This window comes from Candidatus Formimonas warabiya (genome assembly GCF_002777255.1).
Classification (GTDB): domain Bacteria; phylum Bacillota; class Dehalobacteriia; order Dehalobacteriales; family Dehalobacteriaceae; genus Formimonas; species Formimonas warabiya.
Map to the genome: position 1 here is coordinate 6,021,153 of NZ_CP017634.1, position 16,333 is coordinate 6,037,485.

14 protein-coding genes are annotated in these 16,333 nt (G+C 42.6%); 8 read left to right on the top strand and 6 right to left on the bottom strand.

What is annotated here, in order from left to right; translation table 11 throughout:
- Positions 1–36: 36 nt before the first annotated feature.
- The 3 genes from DCMF_RS27040 to DCMF_RS27060 form a co-directional block, all read right to left on the bottom strand.
- Positions 37–1,254: an IS256 family transposase gene (locus DCMF_RS27040; RefSeq protein ID WP_148137321.1), complete on the bottom strand. Its 1,218-nt coding sequence runs from the start codon at positions 1,252–1,254 to the stop codon at positions 37–39.
- Positions 1,255–1,501: 247 nt separating this feature from the next.
- On the bottom strand, positions 1,502–1,786 hold the full coding sequence (locus tag DCMF_RS27050; protein WP_214658943.1) for an ATP-binding protein: 285 nt from the start codon (positions 1,784–1,786) through the stop codon (positions 1,502–1,504).
- A gap of 252 nt (positions 1,787–2,038) precedes the next feature.
- On the bottom strand, positions 2,039–2,257 hold the full coding sequence (locus tag DCMF_RS27060) for a hypothetical protein (RefSeq protein ID WP_148137323.1): 219 nt from the start codon (positions 2,255–2,257) through the stop codon (positions 2,039–2,041).
- A 322-nt stretch (positions 2,258–2,579) separates the two neighbouring features.
- On the opposite strand from DCMF_RS27060, the gene DCMF_RS27065 reads away from it, so the two are divergent.
- The 3 genes from DCMF_RS27065 to DCMF_RS27075 all read left to right on the top strand — a co-directional run bounded on the left by DCMF_RS27065 (position 2,580) and on the right by DCMF_RS27075 (position 4,873).
- Entirely contained in the window at positions 2,580–3,104 is a 525-nt protein-coding gene (locus DCMF_RS27065) for a GNAT family N-acetyltransferase (protein ID WP_236860133.1), read from the top strand.
- A gap of 276 nt (positions 3,105–3,380) precedes the next feature.
- Positions 3,381–3,944 (top strand): sigma-70 family RNA polymerase sigma factor, encoded by a 564-nt coding sequence (locus DCMF_RS27070; RefSeq protein WP_148138097.1) that lies wholly within the window; start codon positions 3,381–3,383, stop codon positions 3,942–3,944.
- 5 nt (positions 3,945–3,949) lie between these two features.
- Positions 3,950–4,873: a DUF4367 domain-containing protein gene (locus tag DCMF_RS27075; RefSeq protein WP_148137325.1), complete on the top strand. Its 924-nt coding sequence runs from the start codon at positions 3,950–3,952 to the stop codon at positions 4,871–4,873.
- A gap of 908 nt (positions 4,874–5,781) precedes the next feature.
- Here the strand turns inward: DCMF_RS27075 and DCMF_RS27085 are convergent.
- The gene (locus DCMF_RS27085) at positions 5,782–8,307 is read right to left on the bottom strand and encodes a CehA/McbA family metallohydrolase (RefSeq protein WP_148137327.1); all 2,526 of its coding nucleotides are present in this window, start codon (positions 8,305–8,307) and stop codon (positions 5,782–5,784) included.
- 494 nt (positions 8,308–8,801) lie between these two features.
- Between DCMF_RS27085 and DCMF_RS27090 the strand changes: the two genes are divergently transcribed.
- The 3 genes from DCMF_RS27090 (at position 8,802) to ltrA (ending at position 12,912) form a co-directional block, all read left to right on the top strand.
- A complete protein-coding gene (locus DCMF_RS27090; RefSeq protein ID WP_148138098.1) occupies positions 8,802–9,200 on the top strand; it encodes a GNAT family N-acetyltransferase in 399 nt (132 codons plus the stop codon).
- A gap of 285 nt (positions 9,201–9,485) precedes the next feature.
- Entirely contained in the window at positions 9,486–10,967 is a 1,482-nt protein-coding gene (gene abc-f, locus DCMF_RS27095) for a ribosomal protection-like ABC-F family protein (RefSeq protein ID WP_148138099.1), read from the top strand.
- A gap of 526 nt (positions 10,968–11,493) precedes the next feature.
- Positions 11,494–12,912, top strand: coding sequence for a group II intron reverse transcriptase/maturase (gene ltrA / locus DCMF_RS27105; protein ID WP_148135307.1), 1,419 nt, complete (start codon positions 11,494–11,496; stop codon positions 12,910–12,912).
- A gap of 117 nt (positions 12,913–13,029) precedes the next feature.
- On the opposite strand, the gene DCMF_RS27110 is transcribed toward ltrA, so the two are convergent.
- Together DCMF_RS27110 and DCMF_RS27115 are read right to left on the bottom strand one after the other, a co-directional pair.
- Positions 13,030–13,710, bottom strand: coding sequence for an NAD(P)H-dependent oxidoreductase (locus DCMF_RS27110; RefSeq protein WP_148137328.1), 681 nt, complete (start codon positions 13,708–13,710; stop codon positions 13,030–13,032).
- Positions 13,707–14,267 (bottom strand): flavodoxin family protein, encoded by a 561-nt coding sequence (locus DCMF_RS27115; protein WP_148137329.1) that lies wholly within the window; start codon positions 14,265–14,267, stop codon positions 13,707–13,709. Before DCMF_RS27115 ends, DCMF_RS27110 begins: the two co-directional genes overlap by 4 nt.
- 141 nt (positions 14,268–14,408) lie before the next feature.
- Here DCMF_RS27115 and DCMF_RS27120 point away from each other — a divergent pair, with 141 nt between their 5' ends.
- Positions 14,409–15,041 carry a TetR/AcrR family transcriptional regulator gene (locus DCMF_RS27120; protein ID WP_236860134.1) on the top strand — a complete coding sequence of 211 codons (633 nt, stop codon included), beginning with the start codon at positions 14,409–14,411 and terminating at the stop codon, positions 15,039–15,041.
- A gap of 85 nt (positions 15,042–15,126) precedes the next feature.
- Positions 15,127–15,795: a GOLPH3/VPS74 family protein gene (locus tag DCMF_RS27125; protein ID WP_148137331.1), complete on the top strand. Its 669-nt coding sequence runs from the start codon at positions 15,127–15,129 to the stop codon at positions 15,793–15,795.
- Positions 15,796–16,333: the final 538 nt, after the last annotated feature.

Sequence of the window (16,333 nt, forward strand, 5' to 3'; positions counted from 1 at the left end):
AACTCCGGAGGTTTCGGGGGCAGAGCCCCCGAAGAGCTATGCGCTTTTGTTGCCCGACAGACGTTCCTCAAAGAAAATAGACATCTGTCCCATTATTATTCCCCAATCGCGCATGGGTAATCCCCATTTTTTCTCAATTTCCATAATAGATAGGTAAACTGATTTCTTGAGCGCCTCATCGCCGGGGAAGGTGGTCTTGGTTTTGGTAAATTTCCGGAGCATTCGATGAAATCCTTCTACGGCATTTGTCGTATAAATCAGCCTTCTGACATTCTCCGGATACTTAAAATATACCGAAAGCTCGCTCCAGTTATCTCGCCATGACTTTGAGATTTGAGGATATTTTTTGCCCCATTTCTCCCCAAATTCCTCAAGATGATAAAGGGCGTCCTCCTCACAGGGAGCCTGATAGACTGTCTTTAAATCCGCCATAATAGGTTTTAAATCTTTATAGGAAACATACTTTGTTGAGTTTCTGATTTGGTGGATGATACAAAGCTGTTGCTCAGTCTTCGGGAACACGCTGTTTATCGCCGTCGATAATCCGTTTAAATTGTCATGACACGCAATGAAAATGTCGTTGATGCCCCGGTTTTTCATCTCATTGACCACCGTTGCCCAAAAGCTTGCACTCTCATTTTCGCTGATCCAAATACCTAATATCTCTTTCCTGCCTTCCATGTTAATCCCTAATACTGTATAGGCACACTTGTTGATGATCTTGGTGTCCTTACGCACTTTGAAGACAATTCCATCAAAGAAAGTTACAGGATATATGCTCTCCAACGGTCTTGACTGCCACTCCATCAGCTGCGGCATGATTTTGTCTGTAATGCGACTGATCAGGGCCGGTGATGCGTCTACCCCATATATATCACGAAGGTGTGCCTCTATATCACGGGTAGACATCCCTTTTTGGTACATGGCTATCACTTGCTGCTCCAGATTGTTAGATTTTGTCTGATATTTCTCTATAAGCTGCGGTTCAAATTCTCCGTTTCGGTCTCGCGGAACCTTGATTTCCGTCTTTCCCATTTGCGTTTGAATCGTTTTTTGGTTGTAGCCGTTCCGGCTGTTTCCGCTCAGATCTCCTGCCGGACTGTGCTTATCGTATCCTAAATGCTCATCCATTTCTGCTTCCAGCATCTGCTCAATGGTTCCGCTGAACAGATTTTTCAGCATTGTATGGATGTCCTCCATGCTGCTGCATTCCTGCGCCAATAGTTTTACTAGTTCATTTGCTCTTTCGTTCATTGATAACATCTCCTTTGTGGTTATTATTACCAATTACACGAAAGTTTAAACGTCCTCTAAGCAAAGTTAAAGCCATAGAAGGCGAGTGGCTAAAGCAACCTGAAGACGTTATACCTCTGGCTTTATTCCTGGCAAGCCAGCCTGATATTGGGCCTACAGCTCAAAGCTTTAGCTTAATGCGCAGAGATAATTAGCTTCCTACGCAAATCCAGAGGACAGGTACCTCAATTCTTTTATCTACATTCGACTAAACTATAATATCAATCCTATTTTTTTCGTCAAACTGCACATTGATAGATTTAGAAAAGCGCTTAACGATTAACAAGGACATGTCATCCTCGGCCGCGGCTTCAAAGGGATCAAAACGTTCCCCATCAAAAGAAATCGTGATTTCGCATTGATCATCAACCTCTGAATAGGCAACATTAAAATCCAGCTCAAATCCCCGTTGCGGCATCTTCTTTAAGATATGCCCGATACACAGCTCCTCCAGCACCAACTGGATGGCTGTAACCTGTCGCGGGGATAACAACTGCTTTCTGCCAAACTCCTCGATTTCCGTATTCAATCCAAATAGATCGAAATTATTTGAGATAAGCCTTTTGGGAAAAAGCTTCATCCGTTTTACAAAGGAACTGGTTTTCTCCTTTTGCGGGTGATCAAAAATCTGCTCGGGAGTACCGTTTTCATAAATAATGTCCTCCTGATAATATCGCTCATTTTTGTCAAGTCCTTGATCGCGATGTAGCCCACCACCGATGTCATCTTGACCATGGAGATGAATTCACCCTTTAGTACCGGAAGAAAATGCCTTGCCGCCTGGGGGAAAATAGTTCATTGGTTCGTTAAGTCCACTTGTGCCCATAACCAGCTTCATGGTTGGATTCTTCGGTTTTTCAATCTCCGGCATGGTAAGATCGCCGCCTCTGATCCAGCGGTCGTACATATCCTTATATAGGCCTGATGACTTGTAATCCGCAATAAAAGCGTTAATTTCCTTCATCAGTGCCTCCTTGCCGAAAGGCGAACCAATGACGATGGGCTCATCCGCAATTTTGTCATCCAGCTATGATTCGGTGCTTGTTGGTCTGTTTAAGTCAGCGCCGTCCTTGGCGTCCTCTGTATATGGGGGTGCAAGGTTCGTATAACAACAGCCCCCAAAATCTGGTATAATATGAATGTAGTAACCAGACTTCGGGACCGGCGAGACGTCCACTTGTCGTTTATACTTTTTCGGGTCATATAGATAAACTAATTCTTTCATAATAATAAGGATCAGGGGAAAGGGGTGTGGTAATATGCCGCGGATATTTGGAGACAACATCATGCTGAGAGAATACCAAAAAGAAGATCTGTCCGAGATGAGAGAGTGGGTAAATGATCCTGAAATTGTTGACAACTTATCTGATATTTTTATTCATCCTCATACCCTAAATGAGACTGAGAATTACTTGAATAGCATTCTGGAAAGAAAACTGGAGAAAGAGGAACACTTTGTTATTGCCGAAAAGCAAACCGGAAATTATATGGGACAAATTGGTTTGATTAACATTGATACAAGAAACCGAGTGGCGGAAATTGGGATCGTAATTGGCAAAAAGCAGCTAATGGGGAAAGGAATTGGAATGCAAGCATTACGCTTAATCCAAAGATATGCATTCGATAGCTTGAATTTAAATAGGTTAGAACTGCGGGTATATGCTTGCAATACAAGAGCCTACAGATGCTATGTGAAAAGCGGGTTCCAAGAGGAAGGAAAACTGAGAGAGAGATTTTATATTCACGGACGATATGAAGATGTTATCCTATTGGGAATGTTAAAAAAAGATTACGAGGAACTAAAAAATTAGTGATTGCGGAGTGTCAGAAACCGCAGGGTGTCTAGGTCTCCAAGCTAGAGACTGCTGAAAAAAAGGGTACTTTTTCAAAGGTAGGCTTTGATTACGAGGATGCTCAGGCTGATGTGATCAGGGCAGTGACGAAACTCCAATTTCGTTGCTGCCCCTATTCTTGCCTGGTTAAAATAATCATAAAAAAGCCTGTAATGAAAGCGCTTTTTTTTCGTATAACAGGTGAAGGATAAAACATTGCGCAATGTTCAATTCATTGTCCGAAAGGAGGAAGCCATGGAGTCTGCCGTGTTGGTTGCAGAAAATGCGCCAAAAGAACAAAAGTGCAGGATGGATATTGATGCCGGTACATTTAAAGAAATATACGAAACCCATTATAAACGTGTGTATAACTATATCAGCTATAGAATCAATAACCATCACGATACTGCGGATCTTGTAAGCCAGGTTTTTGAGCGGGTGATCCAAAAGTATCGTACCTACGAGCCGAAATGCGCGGTATTTGAAGCTTGGCTGATTGGCATTGCCCGTAACACCGTAACGGATTATTTGCGTAAGCAGAAAAAGAATTTTAGTATATCCCTGGATTACGTGATTGATTTTATTTCCGGAAGCAGTCAGCCGGAAGAAGTCATTGTCATCAATGAAAACAATAAAAGCCTGGTAAAAGCCCTGGCAAAACTCAGCGATAAGGAGAGGAATATTGTAGCATTGAAGTTTGCCGCTGAATTGAAAAATAGAGATATCGCGGAACTTATGGGGATCTCGGACTCTAATGTGGGCGTGATTCTTTTTAGAAGCTTGAAAAAGCTGCGCAAGGAATTAGAAAAGGAGGTTTAGTTATAATGGGTAAAACCGACAATAACCTGCCGATAGAGGAATTATTAAAAACGGATTTTAGTTCGGAAGACAGTGCTAAAGAAAAAATACTAAATCAATTGCTGTTGAAAATTAGCAGCCAAGAGTATTTTGATCATAGAAAGGAGAATTTTACCATGAGAAAATTATTGATAAAGCCGGTTTTTATTGTTGGGTTGGTAGCCGTATTCCTGATGGGATTTACCATGACTTCTTACGGTCAGGATTTCTATAGGGTTATTAAAGAAGTAATCGTAGGAGAGCATGCTAAATATGTCGTGACCGAGCAAACAGGTGCGCCGGATTTAACGATTCCTGATGAACTGAAAGGCAAATTATACGACAAAGACGGCAATGTACTTGACCAATTCCCCCAAAATGGAGAAATCTATAACCAAAAGGGTGAAGAATTGATCATCTCGGCGGTAGCTACCGAGGATGGCACCGGGGGTGTTAGCACAAAATTGGAAGCACTAACCAAAGAAGAGCATGATGCGCGGCAAAACAGTAAAATGACGACTACGACCGATCCGGAAGAAGCCAAGTCCTACCTGGCATTTGACTTTTCATTGCCTGGCTATATGCCGAAGGGCTATGCATTTGACAGAATGCAACTGTTTAACGATGAAAACGGAAAGCCTGTGGAAAATTGCGAATATGCTGAAGTTTATTTTAGCAACGGCGACCACGCCAAGGATATCTATTTGCAGCTCAGGTTAATGAATGAGGAAACGGCCTATGAAGCAGGTATCGGCGATGTTGAAGAAATTGAGATTAACGGTAATCAAGGAGTTATTGGTGAAGGCGGTCTTGATGTAGAAATTGACGGCGTCATGTACATGTTTAGGGCCGGTACTTCCGAAATCAGCAATGATCAATTGATTAAAATGGTAGAGTCTATTCAACGATAGTGATCATCCCATTTCATTGCAGTCCATGAATGGAGGACATCAGGGGGACGGAGGTTATGCCAATAACCCCGTCCCCCTGACATTGTCCCCCTGACATTTAATGAACACTGTTATGTTTTGATTCAATGTACTCGTTTAATTTTAAATAACCCCAGGTCGCATAAGAAAACCATAAGGTGAAATTAGCCAATCTTAGTAAGAACCCAGGCTCAATAAACATCCCTAAATTGACTAATACTCTGGAGTATATCATGCTCATTACTATCCCTAATACAGGAAATATATAAACTAATGGCTTATGTTTGGGCAAAAGATAGAAATACATAATAAAAAATGCGCACCAAGATACTGGTGAGTCTATTGGTAAATAACCATAGCCAAAGGGACCAAAGTTAATCCACCTAAAAAGGTTTGTTAGATGTCCAATTGTAAGTCCTATTATATCATACATGCTACCAAATATGATTCCGTATACCGCGAGACGTCGAATCTCAGTTCTTGGAACAAGTGCCACAAGTAAGAGAAGAAATATTGCTAATTTTATTAGATGCAGAAAGTAAATCGGCATCTATTTTAAACCTCCTTAGTATGGAACTTCATATATTCTGAGGTAGGTTTTAATTATTCCTGGAAAGAAATATGCTAAAACCTTTATTTTTTACTCTAATAACCTAATATAGGGTTATTGTTCCCAGTATTTATGAAATGATGTAAAAGGGGTAATGAAGACGGTCTATGCTAACAGACCATCCCCTTAACATTGTTAGAGGGCTCACCGAAGTGAAGCCCTCTTAAGAATTGCATGATACATTGTCTGGTTTGCTGACGCATCATCGTATCCTCAAACTTTGATTACAATGGTGCGTTCCCGTCTACGGGCAGTTAAAGTAGGAGATGTTTAGTCAGCTTCAATCTGAAATTACTTTTACCCACACAGGATCAGAGATCGCCATTTTACCTGCCGTGTTGGTGACCACAATGTTGTACCAGGTACTGGTGGCAGGGGTAAAGGTGAAGGAGAAGCTTTCCTTATTCATGCTGGCATCAGTAAATAATTTAGAGTCGGCTACTACTTTGCCCGCAGTATAGATCTCCACCTTGGTAATCCCCTGGACATCCTGGGCGTCGAAAGTTAAGGTAAATTGTTTACCCTTATTGATGGTATAAGTTTGGCCCAGTCCATCCGCCCAAAGAACGGGACCCATTGTCACATAGGCATGACCACTTCGAAGCGCATTCAAGTAGCTTTCCCTGTTGAGGTCTCCCGGGATATTAACGAAAGTCCGGCAGTTGCCGCTAAAAACTGCTGTTGTCATATCCGGTACCAGTACATCATGGGTGTCGCTACCGCCTGTCAAATAATATATCTTTGAGTCTCCCGCGAGGCTGTCCGTCCAGAAATCCATAGCACTATTAAGGGCTTTTAAGTTCAGAGCCGTTGAAACACTCCCATTGATTTCAATAAAATCAAAATCAGCATCATAACCCCCGGGAATAGCATTTGCCGCTTGTGCCGTAAACAACCCATAAGCAATCCACGGGTGATTGGCCACCATTAAAGCTTCGGAATCATGCACTTTTTTAACCATATCCGGGAAGTTCATATAAGGATCAATACTGAAGTTGTCGCTCTTCATATTGTCGTAAGTTAATTGGGCCACTGGCAGAATGTTGAAGTGAGCCCAGCTGGGGGATACCTCCAGAGAAGGAGTATAAGCCACATCTCTGACTTCCGCATATCCCGCAATTTCTTTATTATTTCCAATCGAATCATGGTCGCTGGTAAAGACCATATTTAAGTCACTGGCTAGCTGAGATTTAACAAGGTTTTCCGGTATCGTGCTTCCGTCCGACTTGTTGGAATGATGATGCAAATCAGCCGAATACCAGTTGTCCCTTGACGGATCAATTAATTTGTTAATTGTTACTGCCAGATCATTATTGGTTGCGGCATTGCCTTCGACAGTCACGGGGAGGGATTCAAAATATGCCCCGTTGCTTATTTGAATTTTATAATCGCCCTCTGCAACAGGAATTTTTGCCACCCCAATATTATGCAAATCCGAATAAAATACGGTTTGGGCCACATAGCGAACGGCGGGGTTCGTTACACCCAAAAGTTCAAGTCTGGCGTCAACCGGTTTACCTTTATTGTCTTTTACATGAACGGTAATTTCCCGGGTCTTAGTTAGCCCTATGGATCCAGTATTATATCCGCCTCCGGCCAAGGTTAGCCCAGTCTTGGCGCTGGGTGAATAAAGTTCCTTCAGGGCATATACCTGATAAGCATTCATATCATCGAGAGCCGGCAAGGAAAAGCTGAATGTTCCGTCATCTGCCCCGATGATCCAAGTAAAAGTCTTTTGCCCTTTTTCTACGACGATAATGGGATTTTTTACCGGCTGATTAGTGGCGGTATCAACTACCGTACCGGCGACAGTCGCTTTTTTTGCCCCAGCTTCGTCCATTAATTGATTGAGCGTTCCTTCCAGACTGCCTTCATCATCTATTCTGAAAATTGCGCCAAACTGGTATTCATGACCAGGCTGGTAAACAGTAGGTTTTACGGTATCTTTGTATCCGGAGCTTCCCCACATGTCGTTAATCTCACAGCCTAAGTCAATCAGGCTCACATTGTAGTCATTATTATAGGTAGTTACGTACTTGTTATATGGATCCCCTACGCTTTTGTCCGGAGCAAACATGTAGGCTCCCTTATTTCCTAAGGAATAACCTGTTTCTAAGCCGGGTTCGCTAAGGCTTCCGTCCGCTGATGTATCATAGACGCTTCCATTTGTCAGGTTAGTCACAATGGTGTTGATCCGGACATAATTGTCCTCGTTCCCCAAAACGTAATAGGTAACTACATCCATAGGGGTCTTATTGGATTGACCATATTTTCTGGTGGATACGATTCCCTGCAGCCCGTCTTTGGTTCCATTTCCATCGAAGTCAATATTATCATCAACCGTGATATCTCTTGGTTTGGAATTTGACGGGCTCCAACTATCCCAATTGTCCATCAGAAATTCCATATCCCAGATGGTATCTTTTCCTGCCTTTAGAGATCCGTCTTTTACTCTTTCCCAAAGGCTTTCATTGACGTTTTTTGGAGGTTGGGATGCGCTGTTGTCAATCATTAAGGAGGCATCCAGGATACTGCTGGGCGGATATCCCCAGGGGTTGGGTGTCCCCACGGAGACGGCGATAGCGATTTTTTTATTAAACATTACTAAATCCTGGTCATTTAGTGCTTCCCCGTTTTCGATAAAGGTTCCCTGAATGGGTACTCCGGCAGCCTTTAATTCTCCCACGGTTTTAATTACAACCTGGTCATTGGTGGCGGCAAAAGCTTGTACTAGAAAAGCAAAAGACATACATCCCATAACGAAACATAAAAATAGAACCTTGCGCACGAATCCTGTCTTCTTCAAATTACTACCCCTCCCATAAATAGATTTTTCAACACGGACAAATAAGATTAAATGATAATCCCCCCTTAAAAGATATTTTTTTGGTACGGTTTCCAGACACTTTTGCTGAATAAGAGATGTTGTTTTTTAAAATCGGAACAATAGGGATAAGACTGTTAAATTTATGATTGCTTTCTAACAAAAATTACAGGGAAGTTTTCGAGGAAGAATATGGAGATGGAGTAATGTGAAGAAAGTTTGAAATAACTAGAATATCCACAGATGGAATTTTATTCTTTAACTATAGCAATAAATCTTTTTTTAATTAATGTGTAAAATTAACTTTTTTTATCAAGAATTAACCAATAAAATTTAAGCATAATCTCAGTTGCACTTTAGATTTTTGCACGATATAGGGGAGTGATCTTTGTATGAGCTTTAACATACATAAAAGGGGACATTAATCGTAGTAAGTATTAAGGGAGAACAATTATCCAATGGAGGATGAATTCAGAATGATTGCATATAAAGAAACAAAAGATTTTACAGCAGCAGAACTGCAAGAGTTATTTTTGTCTGTGAGCTGGTTATCCGGCAATTATCCAAAGAGATTGGAAAAAGCAATTAACAATTCCGACACAGTGATTTCTGCTTGGGATGGCGAGCAGTTAGCAGGATTGGTAAATGCTTTAGATGATGGAGAAATGACAGCGTATGCACACTACCTTCTTATTAATCCGAAGTATCATGGAATGGGGATTGGCAGAGAACTTGTAGGCAGATTAAAGAAAAAATATCAGGGATACCTGTATTTGATTCTGATTCCGGAAGATAAGAAAAATGTGGCATTTTATGAACAATACGGGTTTGAAGTGATTGAAGGCGGGACACCGATGCAAATAAAAACACTTTAGTCGTCTTTTCTTTTTCCTGCTGATGTAGTAAAATAATAAAAAAAGATGGGAGTTGAAAAGATGCGTAATTTTTCTTGCTAAAAATAAAAAAAGCATTATGAAAATACGGTAACGGTCCGGTTGCCGCTGGTTTTCTTATGCTTCATGCAAGAAAGTTACTATTTCTTTTCACTCGAATAATACAATCCTCGCCATCCCTGTCAGGGACGGGTTTTGCTGTGTATTTGCGAGCTGCAAGAATGTGCTTTCTTGCAGCTTATTATTTTTACACAGGAGGACAAAATGATGTCGCTCGTCAATGTTACAAATCTAACCTTTTCCTATGAGGGGACTTACGATAATATCTTTGAGAATGTATCCTTTCAAATTGACACCGACTGGAAATTGGGATTTACAGGAAGAAACGGCAGAGGGAAGACGACCTTCCTTCATCTGTTGCTTGGCAAATACCAATACAGCGGCAACATTTCCGCCGGTATCAGCTTCGAATATTTTCCCTTCGAAGTACAAAACAAGAAAGACAATACCATCCACGTAATCGACAGCATCTGCGGGGATTATCTTCATTGGCAACTGATGCGAGAGTTGAATCTCCTTGATATTGCCGAAGAAGTTTTGTATCGGCCCTTTGATACACTCAGCAACGGGGAACAAACGAAAGTGCTGCTGGCAGCCTTGTTTTTAAAAGAAAACAGTTTTTTGCTGATCGATGAGCCAACCAACCACCTGGATATGAACGCAAGAAAGCTGGTCAGCGATTATTTAAAGTCGAAGCAGGGTTTTATTTTGGTCTCCCATGACAGGACTTTCCTGGACAATTGTATTGACCACATCCTTTCCATCAACAAAATGAATATCGAAATTCAAAAGGGCAATTTTTCTTCCTGGTGGCGGAATAAAGAAATGCAAGATAATTTTGAGCTTGCGGAAAACAGGATGCTGCAAAAGGATATCAAGCATTTGACACAGGCGGCAAGACAGGCTTCCGACTGGTCGGATAAAACGGAAAAAACGAAAATTGGAGGCAAGCAATCGTCCGGAGTCAAGGGCGACAAGGGTTATATCGGTCATAAAGCCGCGAAAATGATGACGCGGGCAAAAGCCATCGAAGCGAGACAGCACACGGCAATTGAAAAAAAATCACAGCTGCTTAAAAATATCGAAAGGGTGGACGACTTAAAAATATCTCCCCTTCCGTATCACACCGAAAGACTGGCAGAACTTGAAAACATCTCCATCTCCTATGGCAACAAGGCCGTTTGCACCGGCGTAAACCTGACCATTGAACGGGGAGACCGGATTGCCCTTTGCGGTAAAAACGGTTCGGGGAAATCAAGCGTCCTGAAACTAATTTGCGGAGAGCAAATAACCTATGCAGGTTCTTTCAGAAAAGGCAGCCAGCTGAAAATATCCTATGTTGCACAGGATACAGGTTTTCTGCGCGGAAAATTAACTGAATATGCCTATGCCATGGGGATCGATGAAAGTCTTTTCAAGGCGATACTTCGAAAGCTGGACTTTTCCAGACTTCAATTTGAAAAAGATCTATCGGATTTCAGCAGAGGTCAACAGAAAAAAGTGCTTATTGCCAAAAGTTTATGCGAACAAGCAAATCTCTTTATTTGGGATGAGCCGCTGAACTATATTGATGTACTTTCCCGTATCCAGATCGAAGAACTGCTGTTCAAATACCAGCCGACTATTTTATTTGTTGAGCATGACAGAACATTCAGCCAGAATATTGCCACCAAGTTGGTAAACATCTGATTGCTGTTTTTGAAAATAGGCTTAGTTTAGACCGGTGATAAGATTTTAATTTATCGGTTAATCAGCTTCCCGGTGTTTTTCAGAAGAAAGCCAGCAGCCCTGAAGCTGCCGGCTTTTTCGTGCATGTGCGCCACGCATGACGCGTAACTAGGCGGTGAAAGTCCGCTATGGGGGCTGGCAGTTGCCAACCATTAGCCAATGGCAAGGGTGTCCTTCGCGAGGAGGAATCTGAAGGAAGCCTACGGCAAAGTTCCGACCCGAGGAACACGAATCGTATCAGGCATCCGAAGTGGGATGAGTCTGCATGACAAGACAAATCCAATAAACTGCACGGACACGGGGATGTAAATACGGCGGGTACATGGGATGAAAGTTACGTGTCTTACCGTGGGAGGTCTCACGGACGCATGGAACGAGTTAGCGAAATGCGGTTGAAACAAGATTTACCGTGAGAAGTCAGCAGATACCATAGTAGTAACGCAGTCGACGGCGTTATGAAGGGTTGAACCTAAGGAGGTGTTAGTCAATGAATGTTACCAAGGTCGGGATAAAAGAAAGCAGAATACCTTGCTGTGGCAAGGGCTGCTCGCAAAGAGATAGTGCGGAACACGAAGGGTATGCGGGAGCGCTCACCGACAGGAGGATAACTGAAAACAACAACACCAATGCCGACAGTGAAGAGAACGGACTTTTAGAGAGAATTTTAAACCGAGACAACCTCAACAAAGCATACAAGCAGGTTAAGAGAAACAAAGGCGCACACGGAGTCGATGGGATGGAAGTGGAGCATATTTCGCAATATCTCAAAGACAATGGAGAGGAACTCGTAAAGTTGGTTCTGGACGGAAAATATCGTCCTAATCCAGTCCGAAGAGTAGAAATACCCAAGGACAAGGGAAAAATGCGGACGTTGGGGATACCAACAGCAGTAGACAGAGTGCTGCAGCAGGCAATCGCACAAGTACTGTTACCCATCTTCGAACCCCAATTTGCAGAAACTAGCTACGGCTTCAGGCCGAAGAGAAGTGCTCATGACGCGCTGAGGAAGTGTAAGGAATACGCGAACGAAGGGTATACCTACGTTGTAGAGATGGACCTAGAGAAGTTTTTCGATACGGTAAACCAATCGAAAATGATTGAGATACTGTCAAGGACAATCAGAGATGGTAGAGTCATATCCCTAATACATAAGTATCTCACGGCAGGAGCAGTAAACAGAGGGAGATTCGAGGAGACAGAACTTGGTCTCGTTCAGGGCGGAAACGTCAGTCCCTTATGTAGTAACATCATGCTGAATGGACTTGACCATGAACTGGAACGTAGAGGAATCAGATTTGTCAGATATGCGGATGATGTGCAACTCTTTGCAAAGACGAAAAGGTCAGCGCAAAGGATGCTGGAGCACATCCTACCTTTCATTGAGGACAAACTGCTTCTAAGGGTGAACAGAGAGAAAACGGTGGTTGCCTATATCGGCAAAGTTAAATTCCTAGGATACGGATTCTATCCATCAAAAGATGGAATCAAACTTCGTGTCCATGCTAAGAGCATCAGTAAGATGAAAGCAAAAGTAAAAGAGATCACGTCTAGAAGTAACGGACTCGGATACGAACTACTGAAACTTAAATTAAAACAATTCATAACGGGGTGGGTAAATTATTTCAAACTCGCGGATATGAAGAAGATGCTTGGGGCAACCGATAAATGGCTGAGAAGGAGAATTCGCATGTATATCTGGAAACAGTGGAAGAAAATCCGCACCAGATATGCAATGCTGAAGAAACTCGGACTCAACCATGACAATGCCATTAAGTTTGCGTGCACAAGAAAAGGCTACTGGCGGATCGCCAATAGCCACATTCTAAATGTCACCGTAACCGATGCCCGCCTCAGACAGGCAGGTTACGTATTTTTCTCGGATTACTTAAAATCTGTCCAGGTGTAAACTTGGGAACCGCCACTTGCGGAACCGCTTGAGTGGTGGTGTGAGAGGTCGGCTACTCAAATAATGGGTAGCCTCCTACTCGATTCGGTATACGGCATATGGGGACCGTTCCGGTGCTTATTCATGTAACAGATAAGGTTTTCTATAAAGATCCTTTTTCTTCAGACCGTTTTTGCGGGCGGCCGAAAACCATCCTCTGTTGCCCATGAAAAAGTAAAGGCGCTTGGGAAAATTCATACGAATATAGATCTCATCCGTGCCTGCCTTATCCTTGTTTTGCAGGTCTTTGGCAATTGCCGAAAAGGCATTGTCCAGTTTGCCCAGAGTCTTTTTCATAAAAGGAGCGTCCTTGGCTCCAAGTATCATGCCGCCGCCCCCGATAAGCACACCGAAACGAAAATCGGCGTTAATATGACGGCAAAAGCTCCGGATTACTCTAACCGCCTCCCGGTTGATCTCCGGCTCAGGAAAACCGCAGTTGACAATGGCATATACCTTGGCAGGGCTATTTACCTTTCCTTTTTCCGTAAAAAATTGATAGTAGTCTTCCAAAAAACGCATCAGGATGCCGGGCAGGCAAAAAACATAAAGCGGGAAGGCAATGATTACGGCATCGGCCTGGGAGAGGGCCTCAAAATCATCCAGGGTTTTACGCTTGGATATGCTTTGCCGGACGTCGATGAATGTTTTATGGGCGTCTTCTGTCTCCATATGCCGCTTGGCCATCTGAATCAAAAATTCTGAGACGGATTTTTCATTAATTTTGGGGCTGCCGCTGATGAAAACGATATTTTTCATAATTGCCCACCTACCATTCCGGGGTTTATTCTTTTTAATCTCTCGTTGATCTGCTGATCATCGCCCTGATAAATAAGAACCTCTACATTTCTGCGATGTTTTTTGATAATATCGATGAAAAGCTGTTTATCCTCTTCTGCAAGTTCATTGCCATAACCGATGACAAATTGCCCGGGATATCTGTCGTATCTGGGCGGGTGTATCGTGGAACCGTCGGGCCTGGTTTCAAAGAAGGGCAGCATATTAGGAATCCATCTGTCCAAGGAATTTTTTATATTTGCGCTGAACTGTCCGAAGATGATGGGGCTGAGATAAATGACCACAGTGCTGTTGATAAAATTGCGGTTAATTTGGGTCATCCTGTCATTGATAACACATTCTCCGGGCTTTTTGACCCAGCAGCCAAAACAGCCCATGCAAAAGGTAAGGTCTTCCTTTCCCACTTCAATAAGCTCTGCTTCAAAGCCCTTTTCTTTCAGAAATGAGCAAATCAAATCTTTCAGACGGCGGTAGGTTTCGGTTTGATAATCCTTATCCGAAATTAATAAGGCATTCATGTTTTCACCTCTCATGTTTACATTGTCAACATGATTATAATCCACCATGTTTACACTGTCAACATAGTGTGCTATAATTATTTTTATAAAAAAGTCAAATTAGGATCAGACAATTACCTCTGAGAAAGGATGAACATCCGGTTGACACAAAAGAATAGTTACCATCACGATGATCTGAAATCCGAATTAATTGCCAAGGGCTTGAAGCTTTTGGATGAAGAAGGATATGAAGGCTTCTCCCTCCGCAAGGTGGCGAAAGCTTGTCATGTGAGCCATACGGCTCCCTACAGGCATTATAAGAATAAGGACGACCTGATCATGGCCATTGCCTTTGAAACCATGGATAAGTTTAACCGAAGCCTGCAGGAAGCTGTTGATCAATATCCCGATGACCCGAAAAGCCAGCTAAAGGAAATGGGGTGCGCCTATATCAAGTTTTTTGCGGAAAACCCGGAATATTTCCGGTTGATCTTTTTAAGTGACATCAATAAAAAAATCAATCATTACCAGGCCAATCCTGATCAGGGGCATTATTTTACGGATCAGTACAGCAGCGGGCACCCCTTTGGCACGCTCTATCGAGCGGTTGAGCGCTACTTAGGAGAAAGGCAAAGCGCAGGAAATTGTACGATGGATCAAGATGCGCTGACACTGTATTGCTGGGGACTGGTGCACGGCATTTCCATCCTCATTGCCAGAAAGGAATTTTCGTATCAGGGCGATTATTTGGCCCTTACCCGAAGAATACTTTGGAACCACGAATTTTTAGACTGAGGTTGTTGAGGAGTTACCATATCGATTGATTGTGGGAAGCAAAGATGAAAGATAAACTTAAAATGATGAAGGAGGTAAATGAACCATGTTAATTCTACCGGAACTATTGTTATTAATTGCCTTACATGATGAAAAGGGAACCATCCTGTCACCGGCTGCCACGTCCATTAATTATGGTCTGGCCGGCGCTGTCATTATGGAGCTTGCGCTCCGAAAAAAAGTTGAACTCCGGGATAAAAAAATAACAGTAGTTGATGACTCTTCGACGGGGGATAGTGTTCTAGACCAGGCATTATACAATATGAAAAGTCAAGGAAAGAGCAAAAAGCCAGGATACTGGGTCAATAAACTTTCCGGCCAGATGACAATAAAGGATTTCATGACTGACAGGCTGGTGGAGAAGGGAATCATACGCGTGGAGGAACATAAGATCCTCTGGATATTTGATTCTCCCCGTTATCCCATGAAAGATCCACTAGAGGAACGGGAAATAAGAGAGCAAATCCGCAAAATCGTATTACATGGGGACAGTGCGGAACCCAGAACAGCGGTTCTGATCGGGTTGGTCAACGCATGCCGATTGACAAATGAAATATTCTCAAAGGAAGAAAGAAAGGAAGCGCAGATAAGAATTAAGGAAATAATCAAGAAGGACATATTATCCAAAGCTGTGGCCGACACAGTAGCAGCAATAGAGGCAGCGGTTATGGTGGCGATTTTCAGCGCTGCAGCGGCATCTCCCACAAATTCATAGAACAAAAAGATGCCTAGAAGGGGTAACAGGGCAGGGTTTTTCTCTGCCCTGGCCAATATCGGAAAGTCCAGGAAGCAAAGATCAATTTATGCTTCCTTTATTTTTTTGTGGTCATAGTTTTATTAATTGGGGTTCTGGGGGTTAATGACCTGAAAGGCAGAAAAGAAGAAAGACAAAATTAGAAAATGTATACATGTATGCAGGAATATGTAAATATTTGCCGAAAGTTAAGAAAAGAATGCATATTTAACCAAAATTTAACCGAGAATCTTCCGGATAATGGGAAAAGAAGAAATTAAGATATTGTATACATGTATTCATATTAATCATTAGCGAAAGATCCTAAAGAGTAACAAAAAAGGAGAGTCTGTTTAACATGAACGTGAAGCCTAAGGGATCCAAGAAGATCCGAGATCCTCACTGCCTGCGGAAAAACACGATAGATCTGTTTTCGGACGGAGGCGACAGCAGTTTTGCACTTCCGCCCTGATCGGGTATGACGGGATTTTAAGCCGACATTGTCTGCATATACGCTGGC